Annotated in this window: 12 protein-coding genes; 5 read left to right on the forward strand and 7 right to left on the reverse strand. The window is 59.4% G+C overall.

Annotation, left to right across the window (positions count from 1 at the left end):
- On the reverse strand, positions 1-1,515 hold the full coding sequence (locus tag RMQ97_RS02390) for a tryptophan halogenase family protein (RefSeq protein ID WP_413659231.1): 1,515 nt from the start codon (positions 1,513-1,515) through the stop codon (positions 1-3).
- Positions 1,516-1,646: 131 nt separating this feature from the next.
- Positions 1,647-4,403: a TonB-dependent receptor gene (locus RMQ97_RS02395; RefSeq protein WP_413659232.1), complete on the reverse strand. Its 2,757-nt coding sequence runs from the start codon at positions 4,401-4,403 to the stop codon at positions 1,647-1,649.
- A gap of 341 nt (positions 4,404-4,744) precedes the next feature.
- Here RMQ97_RS02395 and RMQ97_RS02400 point away from each other — a divergent pair, with 341 nt between their 5' ends.
- Positions 4,745-6,382: an alpha-glucosidase gene (locus RMQ97_RS02400; RefSeq protein ID WP_413659233.1), complete on the forward strand. Its 1,638-nt coding sequence runs from the start codon at positions 4,745-4,747 to the stop codon at positions 6,380-6,382.
- Here RMQ97_RS02400 and RMQ97_RS02405 read toward each other — a convergent pair.
- The gene (locus tag RMQ97_RS02405) at positions 6,379-7,392 is read right to left on the reverse strand and encodes a LacI family DNA-binding transcriptional regulator (protein ID WP_413659234.1); all 1,014 of its coding nucleotides are present in this window, start codon (positions 7,390-7,392) and stop codon (positions 6,379-6,381) included. The genes RMQ97_RS02400 and RMQ97_RS02405 overlap by 4 nt on opposite strands.
- Positions 7,393-7,669: 277 nt before the next feature.
- Between RMQ97_RS02405 and RMQ97_RS02410 the strand changes: the two genes are divergently transcribed.
- Positions 7,670-9,187, forward strand: coding sequence for an MFS transporter (locus RMQ97_RS02410; protein WP_413659235.1), 1,518 nt, complete (start codon positions 7,670-7,672; stop codon positions 9,185-9,187).
- A gap of 75 nt (positions 9,188-9,262) precedes the next feature.
- Here the strand turns inward: RMQ97_RS02410 and RMQ97_RS02415 are convergent, their stop codons facing one another.
- The 4 genes from RMQ97_RS02415 to RMQ97_RS02430 form a co-directional block, all read right to left on the reverse strand.
- Positions 9,263-9,670 (reverse strand): RidA family protein, encoded by a 408-nt coding sequence (locus RMQ97_RS02415; RefSeq protein ID WP_413659236.1) that lies wholly within the window; start codon positions 9,668-9,670, stop codon positions 9,263-9,265.
- 8 nt (positions 9,671-9,678) lie between these two features.
- Positions 9,679-10,551 (reverse strand): RNA polymerase sigma factor SigJ, encoded by an 873-nt coding sequence (gene sigJ, locus RMQ97_RS02420; protein WP_413659237.1) that lies wholly within the window; start codon positions 10,549-10,551, stop codon positions 9,679-9,681.
- Between the two features lie 13 nt (positions 10,552-10,564).
- Complete coding sequence (locus tag RMQ97_RS02425) at positions 10,565-10,939, reverse strand: carboxymuconolactone decarboxylase family protein (RefSeq protein ID WP_413659573.1); 375 nt, start codon at positions 10,937-10,939, stop codon at positions 10,565-10,567.
- A gap of 137 nt (positions 10,940-11,076) precedes the next feature.
- Positions 11,077-12,969: an alpha-amylase family glycosyl hydrolase gene (locus RMQ97_RS02430; protein WP_413659238.1), complete on the reverse strand. Its 1,893-nt coding sequence runs from the start codon at positions 12,967-12,969 to the stop codon at positions 11,077-11,079.
- Between the two features lie 151 nt (positions 12,970-13,120).
- On the opposite strand from RMQ97_RS02430, the gene RMQ97_RS02435 reads away from it, so the two are divergent.
- From RMQ97_RS02435 to glk, 3 genes are all read left to right on the forward strand, one after another.
- On the forward strand, positions 13,121-15,211 hold the full coding sequence (locus RMQ97_RS02435) for a glycoside hydrolase family 97 protein (RefSeq protein ID WP_413659239.1): 2,091 nt from the start codon (positions 13,121-13,123) through the stop codon (positions 15,209-15,211).
- Complete coding sequence (locus RMQ97_RS02440; RefSeq protein ID WP_413659240.1) at positions 15,211-16,230, forward strand: alpha/beta hydrolase; 1,020 nt, start codon at positions 15,211-15,213, stop codon at positions 16,228-16,230. Before RMQ97_RS02435 ends, RMQ97_RS02440 begins: the two co-directional genes overlap by 1 nt.
- A gap of 159 nt (positions 16,231-16,389) precedes the next feature.
- On the forward strand, positions 16,390-17,364 hold the full coding sequence (gene glk / locus RMQ97_RS02445) for a glucokinase (protein ID WP_413659241.1): 975 nt from the start codon (positions 16,390-16,392) through the stop codon (positions 17,362-17,364).
- Positions 17,365-17,472 lie beyond the last annotated feature (108 nt).

Consider the following 17,472-nt stretch of genomic DNA (forward strand, 5'->3'; position numbering starts at 1 on the left):
CTAGGGTTTGATCTCGGGACAGCGCGCCTGGATATAGTCGGCATGGCTGGGCATCTGGGTGGCGGCCTGGGTGACCAGAGTACGGATATTGCCCAGGAATTCGGACAATTGAGCGTCGCTGATGGAGTTGGCCATAGGATGAAAGCCCTTGGGGGTCAGGCCCTGACCCATCATGACCTGAAGCCAGCTGGAATCGGTGAACAGGTCTTCCTCGCGGTGATAAAGGCGTCCATTCGCACCAAACAATTCTATTTTTTCGCGCAGGGTATCGGGCACGGTCATGGCTCTGCAATCGCGCCAGAAGTCGGAATCATCACGTTCATTCAGGTGGTAGTGAAGGATGATGAAGTCGCGAATGCGCTCGAACTCCAGGATCATCTGACGATTATACTCATTCACATCCGGAGCGGCGATGCCGTTGAGGGGGAAGAGGCTGACCAGTCGACTGATGCCGGACTGGATCAGGTGAATGGATGTTGATTCCAGCGGCTCCAGGAAACCGCTGGCCAGGCCCAGGGCGACCACATTGCCCGACCAGAACCGGGACCGTCGACCCGTTGTGAAGCGTATCAGGCGCGGATCGGCCAGGGGCTCGCCCTCGACCGTCTCCAGCAGGATGCGTTCGGCCTCGCTCTCGCTCATATGGGCGGAGGAAAAGACATGGCCATTGCCGGTGCGGTGCTGCAGCGGAATGCGCCATTGCCATCCGGCCTGATGGGCGATGGACTGGGTGAATGGGCGAATTTCGCGTCCCGGATTGGCCGTGGGAACAGGCAGGGCCCGGTCGCAGGGCAGCCAGTGTGTCCAGTCTTCATAACCGGTGTTCAGTGCTTCCTCGATGAGCAGGGCACGGAAGCCTGAACAGTCGACAAACAGGTCGGCGTCAAGCGATCGCCCATCGTCCAGATGGACCCGGATCACCTCTTCTGCGGTGTCATTGGTCTCTGCCCGCGCGATCTTGCCCTCAACCCGTTTGACGCCGGCCCGTTCGGCATAGTCGCGCAGGAAGCGGGCATAACGCGACGCGTCGAAATGATAGGCGTAGGCTATGCCGGCCATGGGTGATGTGCCGACCCGTTCGATCGGCGCGAATTTTCCGGCCCGTGCGGCGGCGGTATTAATGCAATGATCCCAGAGGCTGTGGGTCTCGCCATTCGCCCGAGCGCGCATCCAGTATTGATGGAAGGCTGTCTGGTTCAGATTGAAGCCGATATTGCCGAAATTATGCAGATAGGCTTCGCCCGGCTTGCGCCAGTTGATGAATTCAATGCCCAGCTTGAAGGTGCCTCCCGTCCGGGCGAGGAAGTCGTGTTCGTCGATGTCCAGCGCAGCATTCAGGCGTTTGATCTGCGGAATCGTGGCTTCGCCCACCCCCACTGTCCCGATCGCGTCGGACTCGACCAGGGTGATCGACAGGCTGTGGCCAAGAAACTTGCTCAAAGAGGCCGCGGCCATCCAGCCGGCGGTGCCGCCGCCGACAATCAAGACAGACTGGATGCGTTTGGGCTGGGTCATGTCGCTTCCCTGTGTTGCCACTTACGGAGTGTGGCGAAAATTGCGGTTCGGGCAAGGGCTTGCCCTCAAAGAGAAAGCCCCCGCCGGCAGGCCGGCAGGGGCAGGGTCTCTTTGGACAAGAGAGAGACGTATTAGTGACGCCAGGACAGGCCGATCAGATAGGTCGAGCCATACTGCTGGAAGTCTTTCACCTGACGCGGATCATCGTTCAGCGTGGTGACGAATTCCTCGTCCGTCAGGTTATTGCCCTGCAGGTAGACGGTCAGACCGTCCAGGCGTCCCCCAGCGAACTCGTAGCCGATCTGGGCGTCGACAACGGATTCAGCTTCCACATTGCGGAACTCACGGCCCGCGCCGAAGCCCGTGACCTCACCCAGGAAGTCCGAACGCCAGCGGTTGGAGACACGAGCCTCAAAGCCGTTGCGTTCGAAATAGAGCGTGAGATTGCCCACGTCTTCGGACAGGCCCGGGATGGGGATCAGACCGCCGGAGCCGTCGGAGATTTCACTGTCCGTGTAGGAGTAGGAAGCGTAGAGGCCAAAACCGTCCAGCCAATCCGCAACAGCATCCCCGGGGATGTTGGTCGCAAACTCGAAGCCGGACAGGGAGCCGCCCTCGGTGTTGACCGGCTCGTAGAGCACGCCCTGCGTGATCCCCGGATTGGCGCTGACAAAGGCGCTGCCGAAGATCGCCGTCGCGGCGTCCGTCATGTCGACTTCACGGGCGGAAGACCCGAACACCCAGTCCGAGATTTCCTTGTGGAAGGCGGCGACAGAAACATAACCGGCGCCATCGGCAAAGTAGTGTTCGAAGGAGACGTCAAAGGCGTCGGCTTCGTAGGGACGCAGGATCGGTGAGCCACCGGACACGGACAGGCAGGACTGGCCATTGGCGACATCCTGCAGTGTCGGGTCGAAGGTCGACGGGTTGGCGCCATCGGTGACCGTACAGATCTGGTTGTTGATGCCGATTTCCTGGGACGCGCGCATCTCGTCCATCCGCGGGCGGGCGAGTGTGCGTGCTGCACCGACGCGAATATACGTGTCTTCCATGATCTCGAACGAGAAGTTCGCGCTCGGCAGGACATTCGTATAGTCGTCACCCTCGGTGTAGGAGAGGACAGCGCCCTGACCTGCGCGTGCGCCGGTCGAGGATTGGTCGGAATTGACAACCTGGACACCGAAATTACCGCGAACCGGAACCTGACCCAGCTGGCTGTCGACATTGAACTGGAGATAGGTGATGAGCTGTTGCTCCTCCACCTGCCAGGACTTGGTCAGAACATCCGCATTGAGGTTCGGGCGCAGGGTGTAGATGCCGGAGTTGAGCATGGCGACCGGGTCATAGCTGACCATGCCGGAAATGCCGAGGAAGTCGAGCGAGGTCGGCTCCAGCAGCAGGTCCGTCGGGATCGCAGCCGTGTTGTTGGCGCCCGGATTGGCCAGATCGATGAAGTCTTCAACAGACGTCTTCACCTTCTCGCGGTCGGTATAGTAGATGCCGCCCTCGATGGAGGAGATCCAGCCCTGGTCGAAGCTGCGCTCGGCGCTGGCGCGGAAAGCCGTCAATTCGTCTTCCGTGGACGGGCGTTTGATGAAGCCAACCTGGCCCCAGCCCTGCGGGTCGGTCAGCAGGATCAGCGACGGATCTGCATAGTTCAGGCTGGAGTCGAAGATGAAGCCGCCATTGCCCAGCGAGAAGCCGAGATTGTCGGAGGCGCCATTGCCAAAGCCTGCGCCGGTACCGGCATAGGTTTCCAGGTCCGTATCGTCGCGATCCACGCTGGAATAGGACAGGTCTGCTTCCAGGCTCCAGTGATCGTTCAGCTGGAACTGGTGATTGATGCCCAAAGACAGGACATCGGCTTCGCGGAAGCGGGTGTCGTTGCGGACCACGCCTTGCACGCCGTTGAACTGGCCGGAGGTGATCAGGCCGTTCTCGGCCGTGTAACCCGGCTGGAGCGATGCGCCAGACCATTGCAGCGGCAGTTCGATGCCGCGCAGGATGCCGGTATCTTCAAAGCTCGAATACAGGGCGTCGATCACAGTGTGGTGGCGATCATTCGGCTCGAATTCCAGCGTGCCGACAAAGGCGGTGCGCTCCAGTTCGTTGGAGGCCACATACGGTTTGGCGCCACCGAGCACCAGATCACCGGCCACGTCCGGATAGCCCCACGCGTCCCAGCGTTCGGCCTGGGTCGGGGAGGATTGCTGGGCGAAACCCAGGGCAAGACCGACCGTGTCATTGGCAAACTGGTCGATGTAGAAACCGGTCAGACGATAGCCATTGTCTTCAGCGCCGGAGTTCAGTGCGCCGTATTCATTCCACTCATAACGCGCGGACAGAGCAATCGTACGCTCATCCTGCTCGAGCGGGCGAACGGTGCGCAGGTCAGCGGTGCCGGCGAGGCCCTGGCCGACAAGAGATGCGTCCGGTGTCTTGTAGACAACGACGGAGCTGAGGAGTTCAGACGGATACTGGTCGAATTCGACGCCGCGGTTGTCGCCAGCGGTGACTTGCTCACGACCGTTCAGCAGGGCCGTAGTGAAGTCCGGGCCGAGACCGCGAACGGAGATCGCCTGGGCGCGACCGCGCAGACGCTGGGCAGCCAGACCAGGCAGGCGCGCCAGAGATTCAGCGATCGAGTTGTCCGGCAGCTTGCCGATATCTTCCGCCGAGATCGCTTCCACGATCGACGAGGACTCACGCTTCGTCTCGATTGCGCTCTCGATTGCGGTGCGGAAACCGGTGACGCGGATGACTTCCGTGTCATCATCGCTTCCATTGTCCTGCGCCTGGGCTGCGGACCCCATTGCGGTTGCCAGAGCCAGCGTTGACGCAGCACTCGCCATAAGCCACGTGCGACGTGACCGTCCAAAATTACTCATAAATTCCTCCCTCCGGCGCGTTGTTTATTTTGCCCAACGCCGCCTGTGTCGCAAATTATTGAAAAAAGTCGAAAGGCGCAATCCACAAAAAAATGCAATTGAGGAATTCCGGGTCATGTGGTGCGGATTTGCTACACCGGAATTTTCGCCATTTACTGTTACACGTAAGGCTCAAAGAGAGGTCGGGCGGAAAAATCTGCGGTTTTCAGTATTGCAAATAATTGCAAAATGATGCGAATTATGGGATAGAAAATCATGGTCGCACTGTGTTTGTGGCGAGATCAAAACAAAAAGAGACGGCTCTGAACCCTTTGGGGTTGGGCCTGTCAGGGAGATGTGCGGTGACTCTGGAATCGCTGAATCGAGTGTCGGACAAAACGGGCGCGGCCGGGGAGTGGTGGCGTGGTGCGATCATTTATCAGATCTATCCGCGCAGTTTTGCCGATACCAATAATGACGGTATTGGTGACCTGCCGGGCATAACCGCACATCTGGATTATGTTGCCTCGCTGGGTGTGGATGCGATCTGGATCTCGCCGTTTTTCACATCGCCGATGCTGGATTTCGGATATGACGTCTCTGATTATTGCGATGTGGACCCGATTTTTGGTCAGCTTTCCGATTTTGATGCATTGCTGGAGAAGGCGCATGGTCTCGGGCTGAAAGTCCTGATCGACCAGGTGTATTCGCATACGTCAGACCAGCACCCCTGGTTCCAGGAAAGTCGCGCCAGCCAGGGGAATGACAAATCTGATTGGTATGTGTGGGCGGATGCCAAGCCGGACGGGTCTCCGCCGTCGAACTGGCAGTCTGTCTTCGGTGGCCCGTCCTGGACCTGGGATGCGCGTCGTGGTCAGTACTACATGCACAATTTCCTGCCACAGCAGCCCGATCTCAATGTTCATAATCCCCAGGTCCAGCAGGCGATCCTGGATGTGATGACGTTCTGGCTCGATCGCGGGGTGGACGGCATTCGTCTGGACGCGGTCAATTTCATGATGCATGAGCGCGGCCTGACGGATAATCCGCCCGTTCCGGCGGGTGTGGGCAAGCGGACACGCCCCTTTGATTTCCAGCATCACTACAACAATCAGTCCCAGCCCGAGATTCCGGCTTTTCTCGAGCGAGTTCGCGAGCTGGTTGAAGGATATGAGGGCAATCGTTTTCTCGTTGCTGAGGTTGGTGGCGAGCAGGCCCAGTCCGAGATGGTGCTCTATACCCGACCGCCCAACCGGCTGCACAGCGCTTACGGTTTTCTCTACCTCTATGCCGAACAGCTCAATGCGGCCTTGGTGAAGGAGGCTGTGCGTCTTTGGCCGGACAATGAGACGATGGGCTGGCCCAGCTGGACATTCTCCAATCACGACGCGCCACGCGCGGTTTCGCGCTGGGCGTCGGATGAGAACCGCAAGGCGTTCTCCGATATGGCGCTGCTTTTGCTGACGGCCATGCGGGGCAATATCATCGTCTATCAGGGCGAGGAGCTGGGTTTGCCGCAGGCCGTGGTGCCGTTCGAGCGACTTCAAGATCCCGAGGCTATCGTCAATTGGCCGCAAACGCTGGGCCGCGATGGCGCGCGGACGCCCATGCCCTGGACCAAGGCCTCAGCCTATGCCGGTTTCTCTTCGGCTGAGCCCTGGCTGCCGGTTGATAGTCGTCATTACGACCTGGCTGTTGATGCACAGGAGGAGGATGGCGACTCCACGCTGAATATTGCCCGTCGCATCTTGCGCCTGCGCGCCATCCACCCGGTGCTGAAGTCCGGCGATATGCGGGTCATCGACCAGACCAATCCGGCACTGCTGGTGTTCGAGCGCGGGGATGGACAGGATGCTATCCTGTTCGCGTTCAACCTGTCTGAAGAGGGTCAGGCCTGGACACTGCCGGAGGGCTGGGATGTGATCGAAGCGGTCAACCAGCCAGAAGGGTCGGGGCCGGAGCTTGAGCCGTATGCCGGTATTGCGGCGCGGAGAGCCTAACCGCCGCAGCTTTCCCGGATAATCAGATCGGTCGGCAGGCGTTCCGAGCGGCGCGCCTGTGGACCACGAAAATCGAGCAGTTTGGACAGCATCAGTCGTCCGGCTGTCCGCATTTCCTGGTCGATTGTTGTGAGCGCCGGATTCGAATAGCGGCTGAACGAAATATTGTCATAGCCGACAACGGACACATCGTCCGGCGCGCGCATGCCGGCCTGTTGCATGGCGCGGATTGCGCCCATGGCGATGACATCGCTGGCGGCGACCATGCCATCGAATTTCACGCCATTCTTGATCAGAGCTTCGGTGGAAGCTTCGGCGCTTTCAATGTCGAAATGAGCCGGAATCACGAGGTCGTCGGGGGCATCCAGTCCGGCTTCCTCCAGGCCGTCCCGATAGCCGCGATAGCGTTGCATCACCTCGGGCGCGTCGGAATGGCCCAGGAAGGCAATCCTCTTGCGGCCCAGGCGGGCCAGGTGTTGGGCGGCGCGTTTTGCACCATGAACATTGTCACTGCCGACCGAGCAATAGCGCTGCTCTGGCAGTTCGGCACCCCAGACCACAAAGCGCCCCTCAGTCTCGGCGAGCTTGTTGAAGGCGTTGTGCAGGGTCGACTGACCGACAAAGATCACCCCGTCTGCCCGATGTGTCGTGAGCGCGTTGTGCAGGTCTTCATAGGAGCCGGGAGCGACGTGGGAGATGTGCACATCGCACTCGCGTTCGCGTGCCGCATCGCCCACGCCTGCGAGCAGTTCGAAGAAGAAGGGGTCGGACAGGCGGGTGTCGCGTCCCTGAGGGCGTGGCACGACAATGGAGATGGTGGCTTTGGCGCCGACGGGGCCAGCCGGCATGTGCCGTCGGAAGGGATAATCGAGCTCACGTGCCAGCTTCCAGATCGCCTGTTTGGTCCGAAGATTGACCGACGGGCTGTCATTCAGCGCCCGTGATGCGGTTGAAACGGATACGCCTGCCAGCTTTGCAAGGTCTTCCAGTCGAGTAGTCTTTTTCGCCACGAGATGCGCTGCCCTGTCCTATTTGTTTCAGGAATGCACTTCGTGTCCGTGATTTTCAAGGGGCAGGCGTATTCCATACGGTTTGAAAAAAATGAAAAAAGCCTCCGTGAATTGGATGGTAGAGCAAGTTGGTTTCATCGGGGGTGATCACTAGGCTTGATCGAAAACCTAGGCTATACAACATAAAGATAGAGAATTCAGGCGCTGGTTTGGTTGGGGAAGCTACGTATTTGCCCGTGCCTGAATCTGAAAAATAATGAAAATCGGGGAGGTTGGCATGCAGAAGCCAGCACTGAGTATTGGTCAGATCTGGACGATTTCCTTCGGGTTTTTCGGGATTCAGATGGCCTTCGCCCTTCAGGGGGCAAACATCAGCCGAATCTTTCAGACCCTGGGGTCGGATGTCTCCAACCTGGCGATCTACTGGTTGGCGGGGCCGGTCACCGGGCTTCTGGTCCAGCCTCTGATCGGACATTTCTCGGACCGAACCTGGGGTCCGATGGGGCGTCGTCGACCCTATTTTCTCGCGGGTGCGATACTTTCCACGCTGGCCCTGTTCATCATGCCGCATTCGCCCACCCTGTGGTTCGGCGTGGTGATGTTGTGGATTCTCGATGCCTCGATCAATGTCTCGATGGAGCCGTTCCGGGCCTTTGTCGGTGACATGCTGCCCTCGCGCCAGCGTACCCAGGGTTTTTCGACACAGACCATTCTGATCGGTTCAGGGGCATTGATCGCTTCGGCCATGCCCTGGATCCTCGATAACATCTTCCAAATTGCATCCGAAGCACCTGAGGGTGTGGTTCCGGATTCGGTGAAATACTCCTTCTACATTGGTGGCATCGCCCTGTTCTTGACGGTCGGATGGACGGTTTTGCGCACCAAGGAATACTCCCCCGAGGAGTTGGAGCGTTTTGAGGAGCCGGAGGATCACTACCGTGATGACGCGGTTGAGGAGCAGGTGGCCGAGCGCTCCGTCGCCTATTTCTTCGCGACAGGCGGCAGTTTCATTATGGCGGCGATCTTGGCGTCCATCGCGATCTACAAATTCTCCATGGCGGCCCAGTTCTATGTCCTCACGGCCACGGCAGCCGGTGTCGGTGTGGCCTTCCTGGCGCATGGGGTGTTGAAGGCCAATGCGTTGGTCGACAACATGGTCAGTCATGTGATGACTGATCTGGTATCCATGCCCAAGGTTATGCGCCGCCTCGCCGTGGTTCAGTTTTTCTCCTGGGGTCCGCTCTTTATCATGTGGGTCTACACCACACCGGCGGTCACGGCGCATCACTATGGCGCTGTCGACACATCCGGAGCGCTCTACAATGAAGGTGCGAACTGGGTCGGCTGGATGTTCGCGACCTATAACGGAGTGTCGGCCGTCTGGGCGCTGGCCCTGCCGCTTGTCGTCAAAGTGCTCAACCGTCGCATGGCCCACGCGATCAGCCTGCTTGCCGGGGCGTGCGGATTTGCGAGCCTATACTTCATCTCCGATCCGGTCTTGCTGCTCGTGCCGATGATCGGGGTTGGTATGGCATGGGGCTCAATTCTCACCATGCCTTACGCTATTCTCTCTGATGCGCTGCCCGCGAAGAAAATGGGTATCTATATGGGCATCTTCAACTTCTTCATCGTGCTGCCGCAAATGGTTGTCGCCGGGGTGATGGGGCCTGTTCTGACGGGTTTTCTCGGCGAGCAGGCGATTCTGACTTTCTTCATTGCGGCGGGCAGTCTGGTGGTCTCTGCTTTGTGTCTCGCCTTCGTGCCGGGCAAGGGGCAGATCAAGCCGGCGGCCTAGGTCTGACACCCACGTTTATCACCGAGCTGTGAAAGGAAAGGCCGATCTCATTGAGACCGGCCTTTTCTCTCTGGTTCAGGATGCGTTCGGAAGGACGGCTATGGCGTCGACTTCGAACAGCATGCCCTCCAGCGCGAGGCGCGGTACGGGGACAAGGGTCTGGGTCGGCAGATACGGGCCGAACATGCGTTTGATGATGCGGGTGAGGGGCTGATGCAGCTGTCCGTTATAGCCCACAAGATAGGTTGTCAGTCGCACGACCTGGTGGGGTTCGGCGCCGACAGATTGAAGGGCGATGGACAGATTGTTGAAGGCATTCTGGATCTGGTCCTCGGTCCGCGGGGGCAGGATGCCGGAGCGATCCTCCCCGCCCTGACCGGCGATGAAGACCAGACGGGACGCACCATGCACCTGGGCGATATGGCTGTACCCATTCGGCGATGGATCATAGAGACCGGCGGGATTGAGGCGTTCAATGGTCATTGTGTGTCCTATTGGATGGCCGTTGAGCCGAGTTCGAGCTTGTCCGGATTGCGCACGATGAAGATTGTGCGCACCTGGCCATTGGCGGCGTAGTCAAACGAAATCGCGGCGTGATAGGTCGGCCCCTCTCCGATCAAAATGCCTAGCGCACCATTGATGCGGGCGAAGGACCAGGCCTGATCTTCCCAGAAATGGCGCAGGCGCAGGGTCGCGAACCGGCTGACATCCTGGTCTCCGACAACGGGGTCGAGCACCGCAGGGACTTTGCCGCCGCCATCGGCCACAAGGCGAACATCGCGTGACAGCAAGGTGCTCAGAGTGCCGATATCTCCGGACTGGACGGCGGACTGGAAGGCTTCAAGCAGTTCGGTCTGTTTCTCGATGGGAGGGAGGGCGCGAGTGGAATCGGTCTGAACCTGCGCGCGGGCACGGGAGACCAGCTTCCGGCAGGCTGCGGGCGAGGTATCAAGGGTGTGAGCGATCGTGTCATAGCTCTCATCAAACACATCATGCAGCAGGAAGGCGGCGCGCTCCTTGGCGGTGAGCCGTTCCATAACCATGAGGAAGGATGTGGTGAGTGTGCGGGCGAGATCCAGGCGATCCTCCGGATCATCTGCCACGGGTGTGTGCAGGGGCTCCGGCAGCCAGGCCCCGACATAGTCTGTGCGTTGTCGCTGGGCATTTCGGCGCAGATCCAGGCAACGCCGGGTGCACACTGTGGTCAGCCAGGCGGCCGGGTCCGTGATGGACTCAGTATCCGCCTGGGACCAGCGCACAAACGTATCCTGAACGGCGTCCTCGGCCTCACTCAATGTGCCCAGTATGCGATAGGCCAGGCCCATCAGGCGGGGGCGGTGGGTCTCGAGTTCAATATACGGCATGACGGGACTCATATCAGTGGGCCGAGGCCTGGATTCGATTCCACAGATTAATCTGTGCGATCGTGGCTGTCAGAAGTCCAATATCCGTCTCGGAGAAATGCACACGCAGTTCGGCGCGCAGAGAGCCGAAATCCGTGGTCTGCTCGATCACGGTTAGCGCTTCGGTCCAGGCCAGGGCGGCGCGTTCGGCGGGGGTGAAATCATCCACATGACGCCAGACGATCAAGCGATCGAGGCGGTCCGAGGTCTCGCTATCTTCACGCGCCTCACGGGTGTGAAGTTTGACGCAATAGCCACAGCCATTGATCTGGGAGGCGCGCAGCTGAACCAGGTGGTACAGTGTTCGGTCAAAGCCGAGGTCTCCGATGGCCGTGTTGACATGGCTCATGGCGCCAAGCACAGGGCCGATGGTGTCGGCATAACGGGGGGCAGAGGTGTCACTCATTCTCAAAACTCCGGTTTGGGCCCCCGAAGCGGGGGCCTCTACCGGAATTGACGATTGACACGCCCGGTTTGTGACGTCGCCTAGCGGTCAGCGCGGCAGATCACATAATCAAGTGCCGGAATGGTCAGGGAGTAGCTGCCTGGTGCGTTTGACGCAGAGGCGCATTGGCCAGCAAGGGAGGACCAGCGCGTATTGCGTCCATCGGTGATGACGTTGAGGTTGCGGGCTTCGTTCTCCGCGTTGAATGCGATGAGGATTTCCTCACCGGTTTCAGAGTCGAGGCGCGAGAGTACCAGAAGGGCATCCTCGTGGTCGGCATGTCGAACGATCTGGTCGCCATGGCGCAACAGGTCGTGGGTCTGGCGGATACCGGACATTTCAGCAATGGCCCGATAAAGCGGGTGCTCCGTGTCGAAATTATTGTCGGCTGTTGTCGCATCCGTGCCGATCAGCTCGTTGTCATTGTATTCGGGAATGACGCTGGGGAACATGTTTTCCCGGGCCTGCCGGTCATTGCCATCGCTGACAAAACCCTGTTCGTCGCCATAATAAATCGTCGGAACGCCGCGCGAGAACATCATCAAGGCGTGCGCCAGACGCAGGCGGGCCACCATCTCGTCATCCGTGGCGTCCGGATAGGCTTCGCGAATGAAGGAGCCGATACGGCCCATATCGTGATTGCCGAGGAAGGTGGGCAGGATGGCGGCCGTTGCTGTGCCTTCGGCCAGAACATGGTCGAGGCGGAACAGCGACTGGAAGTCCGCTCCGGTTGCGTTGCCGGTCATAAAGCCGCGGGCTGTGCCCTGGAAGGCAAAATCCAGATAGGCCGGCAAGCGCGCCTGGGTGGTGTAGCGGGCCAACTGGCCGGCATCAAATTCATAGACCTCGCCAAAAACGTGGAAATGCTCGATGCCTTGAGAGCGGGCATGGTCCATGATGGCCGGGGTGAATTCAGCCCAGAATTCTGGCTGGACATGTTTGGCTGTATCGATGCGATAGCCGTCGATCCGGAAATCCGTGATCCAGGATTTGTAGATATCGATCATGCCGGCGACCACCGTGGGGTGCTCGGTATTGAGATCATCCAGACCGGCAAAATCGCCATACAGCTCGCTCTCGCCAAACCAGAAGCTCTCGCCCCGATTGTGATAGAGCGTCATATCGTTGAGCCATTCCGGATTTCGGTTTGGCGCGCCGTCGGGCAGGTAGGGCGTATAGGCCCAGTTGGGATCGGCCAGGCGGGAAAAGTTTTCAGCTGTTTGGTGCTGGGGATCGTCACCCAGAAAACCCGGATTGATGGCCTCACCGTTGACATCACCGCGGGTGGTGTACGGATAGTCGGCGCGAGAGCGATAGGGGCAGGGGCCTTGTGGGTCGATATAAAGGTCCGAGCTGGCGTCATGGCATTCACGCAGCGCAAAGACATCAGCCGTGTGATTGGTGATGATGTCCATATAGACTTTCATGCCACGGGCATGGGCGGCCTCTACAAAGGCGCGAAACTCGTCCCGGCTGCCCAGATGCGCATCCGGACGCAGGAAGTCTGTGATCCAGTAGCCATGATAACCGGCTGAGACATCATCGCCGGACCCTTGAACCGCCTGGTTCTGGAAAATCGGCGTCAGCCAGATGGCCGTGGCGCCCAGGCCCTGAATGTAATCGAGGCGAGCGGTCAGGCCGGCCAGGTCGCCGCCATGATAAAAGCCGGTATTGGTGGGGTCGAAGCCATGTTCCAGCGGGCCGCCTTCAATACCGCCGCGATCATTGCGGGTGTCAGCGTTTTCAAACCGGTCCGGCATGACGAAATAAATGATCTCGTCCTGGGGCAGGCGATCATTGATCGTGGACGGGCTGATGGATGCGGTGGTCTCCACCTCTTGCGCCGTACTGCTGGAGGCGCCGCAGGCGGCCAGCAGGCTGGCGCTGGCAAAGAGCATGGCTTTCCAAGAATTTGTCTTGATTTGCGGTGTCATGATCCGCGTCCTCCCCTGTGATGAGTGGCCATTTATATCGACCGTTTTGCGTATTAAAGCTGAAAACAGTGCCGGTTTCAAATCTAGAATATTGCAAAAATTTGCAAGGCTGGGCATGATGCGAAAAACAACATCGATCAGGGGAGTGATCATGCGATACGCAGCCCAGCCCATCGTCGGACTTCTGGCGTTGGCTCTTACCGCGTCCGCCGCCTCGGCCGGGGTGGCCCAGCTGTCCGGGGATGCCGGTGTCGGGACCGAGAACGCGATTGTCGTGACCTCTCCGGACGGTCGCCTGAGTTTCAGGGTCTGGTCGGACCAAGGCGCGCCGCGCTATGAGATCCTGCAGGATGACGACCGTGTTGTGTCTCCTTCAGCGCTGGGCCTGCGTTTTGCCGAAGCCGTCAATCTCGACACACGTCTCCAGGTCACCTCTGTCGAGCGGGGTGCACGGGACGAGACCTGGGAACAGCCCTGGGGTGAGCGCCAATTTGTGCGGGATCGCCACAATGAACTCGTGGTGTCTTTCCGCCGCACGGACGCGGAAAACGACGGTTTTGACCTCCGCGTGCGCGCATTTGATGGCGGTGTCGGTTTTCGTTACGAGGTCCTGGGAGACGCCGGAGAGGCGCGGGCCCTCGTCGACGAGGTGACCGGGTTTGCCCTGCCTGAAGAGAGTGAGGCCTGGTGGATTCCCGCGGCCGGATGGAACCGGTATGAATATCTCTATGAGACAACCCCGCTGGGCGAGGTTGACCGGGCGCATACCCCGTTCACCGCCCGCCTGCCGGATGGAGGCCCGCATGTGGCGATCCACGAGGCGGCCCTGGTCGACTATTCGGGCATGTATCTCGATCAGCGCCGCGGCGGCGCCTTCGAGGCCGAGCTGGCCCCGGGATCCGATGGTGTCAAAGTCCACGTCACCGGCGAATTCGTGACCCCCTGGCGGACAATCCAGATTGCCGATGATGCCGTGGGACTGATCAATTCAGATCTTATTCTCAACCTCAATGAGCCCAATGTTCTGGGTGATGTCTCCTGGGTCGAGCCGGGGAAATATGTCGGCATCTGGTGGGGGATGCATATTCGTACGATGAGCTGGGGATCGGGGCCGATCCACGGTGCCACCAACGAGAATGTCCGCGAATACATCGACTTCGCCGCCGAGAACGGTTTTGACGGTGTTCTTGTCGAGGGCTGGAATTATGGCTGGGACGGTGACTGGTTCTCCAACGGGGCGATCTTCAGCTTTACCGAATCCTATCCGGATTTCGATCTCGAGGCCCTGTCAGACTATGCGCTCGAGCGCGGTGTCCGCATCATCGGACATCATGAAACGTCGGGCCATCTGACCAATTACGAGAACCAGATGGAAGACGCTTTTGATCTCTATCAAGAGCATGGCGTGACGCAGGTGAAAACCGGCTATGTGGCGGATGGTCAGGATCTGATTCGGCTGGATGAGAATGGGGAAGAGCGCCGTGAATGGCATTACGGCCAGTACACGGTGAACCATCACATTCGCGTTCTGGAGGCCGCCGCTGAACGTCAGATCTCGATCAATGCTCATGAACCAGTAAAGGATACGGGCCTGCGTCGGACCTATCCCAACTGGATTTCACGGGAAGGAGCGCGGGGGCAGGAATTCAATGCCTGGGGCGTGCCGCCCAATCCGCCCGAACATGTTCCGCTTCTGGCCTATACACGCATGCTGTCCGGCCCGATGGATTTCACGCCCGGCATTTTCGATCTGACCTTTCACGGGTTTGATGCACCGTCGCGGGTGGAAACCACTTTGGCCAAACAGCTTGCCCTGTATGTGGTTCTCTACAGCCCGATCCAGATGGCCGCAGATCTGCCGGAAAATTACGAGGCCCGTCCCGATGCCTTCCAGTTCATCCGCGATGTGCCGACGGACTGGGCCCACTCCGAAGCGCTTGCCGGAGAGGTCGGCGATTTTGTCGTGTTTGCGCGGGCCGCGCGCGACAGTCGTGAATGGTTTGTCGGAGGGGTGACGGATGAGGATGCGCGTGAGGTTGAGGTGAATCTGGACTTCCTTGAGTCGGGTGAGACCTATCTGGCGCAGATCTATCGCGATGGTGCGGACGCCGATTGGGAGACGCGCCCCTACGACATCGAAATCGAGTCACGCCAGGTCAATGCGCAAGACCGTCTCTCGGTCCATATGGCGCCGGGTGGCGGGTTTGCTGTCCGTCTGGTACCCGTTTCGGAGGGTGAATAATGCAGCAATCATTCTGGGCTCTGTGGGGTTTTCTGATTGTGAGTGTGGTGGCCTGTTCACCCGCCGCGGACCCGGGCGTCTCCAGCGACGACAGCGCGGGAACCAGTTTGAATGTCAGCCGGAATGAAGTTGTCACGCGGGTGCCCTCTCCACCTCAACTCATCGATGTCGAGGCGTTTGAGAGCGTGCATGTCGCATCGCGCAATCTGACCATTTGGCTGCCGCCGGGATATGAGGACGGGACACGCGCTTACCCGGTGATCTATTTCCACGATGGGCAAAACCTCTTCCGTCCCGGCTTCTCCTATGCCGGCGAGGAATGGGGTGTTGACGAAGCCATGACAGAGCTCGTGGCAGAGGGTGAGATCGAGCCCGCCATTATCGTTGGAATCTGGAATACACCGCTGCGAGCTCGCGAATATGGCCCCCAGGCGCTGTTCGAGGCGCTGCCAGAGGCGGAGCAAGCGGGTGTTGCGGGATATTGGGGCGGAGCGGCGCTCAGCGATGCCTATCTCCGATTTATCGTCGAGGAGCTCAAGCCGCACATTGATACGACCTATCGGACCCGACCGGGCGCGGCGTCGACCTTTTTGATGGGATCCTCGATGGGGGGCCTGATATCACTCTATGGCCTTGCGGAGTATCCGGACGTGTTTGGTGGTGCCGCGGCGGTGTCCACGCACTGGCCGCTGGCTGTGCTTCATGACTGGGAGGATGGGCAGGCCGCAGAGCTATGGTTCCAGACGGTTCTTCCGGTCTGGCAAGACTATCTGTCGGATGCCGGGCTGGATGCGTCTCGTCATCGCCTTTGGATGGATCATGGGACCGCGGATCTGGATGGCCTCTATCCGCCTTACCAGCGCGCTCTTGAGCCAGATTTTGCCGCGCTTGGTTTTGTGGAAGGGGCTGATTTTACGGTCAAAGTCTATCCAGATGCGCCGCACAACGAGGTCGCATGGCGTGCCCGTGTGAAGGAACCGCTGCGTTTCCTCCTGCCCAATTCAACTGAGTTGGACTAGATACTGTCCTCTGATTATTCCGGTGTTAAGAGCCAAAAGGCTTGAAAAACATGCTGTGTGAGCGCTAACCTATTTTCCGGTTGAGCCTCCCGCAAAGATGAGGCAAACCGGTCCAGGTTTCGTGATCGCTCAGGCGATCGCGATGAGGGGGAGTGAATCATGGGTGCGCCAGCCAGCTATCTGGTTGCCGATATCGGCGGCACAAATGCACGGTTTGCCATTGCACGCGGATCGGCTGAGCACGGTTTCGAGCTTGATCAGGTGAAGCGACTGAAGAACCAGGATTTCGAGGAATTGCGTGATGCAGCGCAAGCCTTTCTGGAGAGCTGTACCGGTGATCGTCCTGAAAGCGCCTGTTTTGCCGTCGCTGGTCCGATCGCGCCGGGGCGTGTGAAACTGACCAATTCCACCTGGAAATTCGATCCGGAAGACCTCGCCCAGGAACTGGGCATGACGGGATTGGTGCCGGTCAATGATTTTGCAGCCCAGGCTCGAGGAGCTCCGCTCGCACCCCGGATTGAACTGGCGACTTTGCTGGACGGTGAGACCCATGCTGATTCACCCGTGGCAGTGCTGGGGCCGGGGACGGGTCTGGGATTGGGTCTTCTGGTGCCGCGTCCGGGGGGGATCACCGTCGTGGCGACCGAGGGCGGGCATGCCGGATTTGCACCGCGCACCAATGAGGAAATCGAGGTCGGTCGGTTCATTGCGGATGAGTATGGTTATGTCTCCTGGGAACGCCTGTTGTCCGGCCGCGGCCTGGTTAACATTCACCGCGCGTTGTGCCAAATCGAGGGTGTTCGCTGGCCGGGGCATCGCCCCGAGGATATTACGACAGAAGCCATGAATGACCCGGCCAGTCTCAGTCGGCGGGTTGTGGACATTTTTTGCGCAGTCCTGGGATCCTACGCCGGTGATGTGGCCGTGATGGCCGGTGCGCGGGGCGGGGTGTATCTCGGCGGGGGTATTTTGCCCATGATCCGGCCGATCCTTGAAGACAGCCCGTTCGAAGCACGGTTTTGTCGCCGGGGACCGATGACAAAATTCACCAGCTCCATCCCGGTCCATCTCATCCTGTCGGACAGTGCCGCACTGCTCGGTGCGGCTGCGCTCGCGGAAGCAGGCGGGCTCTAACTCTTTGGACTCTGCCTGTGTGTTCAGCTGTTCTGCCTGAATGTCTGTCACCTGGCAGTGGTGAGGCGCGCAGCTGAATGCGGGACTGGTGTTCTGTCACAAAACTCG

The sequence above is a fragment of the Maricaulis sp. D1M11 genome, assembly GCF_047308265.1.
In the GTDB taxonomy this organism is placed as follows: Bacteria; Pseudomonadota; Alphaproteobacteria; order Caulobacterales; family Maricaulaceae; genus Maricaulis.

Excerpts from the sequence above, each read along its gene's own strand:
- RMQ97_RS02410 (WP_413659235.1), top strand. The coding sequence starts at position 7,670 with ATGCAGAAGCCAGCACTGAGTATTGGTCAGATCTGGACGATTTCCTTC.
- RMQ97_RS02435 (WP_413659239.1), top strand. The coding sequence starts at position 13,121 with ATGCGATACGCAGCCCAGCCCATCGTCGGACTTCTGGCGTTGGCTCTT.
- RMQ97_RS02395 (WP_413659232.1), bottom strand. The coding sequence starts at position 4,403 with ATGAGTAATTTTGGACGGTCACGTCGCACGTGGCTTATGGCGAGTGCT.
- sigJ (WP_413659237.1), bottom strand. The coding sequence starts at position 10,551 with ATGCCGTATATTGAACTCGAGACCCACCGCCCCCGCCTGATGGGCCTG.
- RMQ97_RS02430 (WP_413659238.1), bottom strand. The coding sequence starts at position 12,969 with ATGACACCGCAAATCAAGACAAATTCTTGGAAAGCCATGCTCTTTGCC.
- RMQ97_RS02415 (WP_413659236.1), bottom strand. The coding sequence starts at position 9,670 with ATGACCATTGAACGCCTCAATCCCGCCGGTCTCTATGATCCATCGCCG.
- RMQ97_RS02440 (WP_413659240.1), top strand. The coding sequence starts at position 15,211 with ATGCAGCAATCATTCTGGGCTCTGTGGGGTTTTCTGATTGTGAGTGTG.
- glk (WP_413659241.1), top strand. The coding sequence starts at position 16,390 with ATGGGTGCGCCAGCCAGCTATCTGGTTGCCGATATCGGCGGCACAAAT.
- RMQ97_RS02425 (WP_413659573.1), bottom strand. The coding sequence starts at position 10,939 with ATGAGCCATGTCAACACGGCCATCGGAGACCTCGGCTTTGACCGAACA.
- RMQ97_RS02390 (WP_413659231.1), bottom strand. The coding sequence starts at position 1,515 with ATGACCCAGCCCAAACGCATCCAGTCTGTCTTGATTGTCGGCGGCGGC.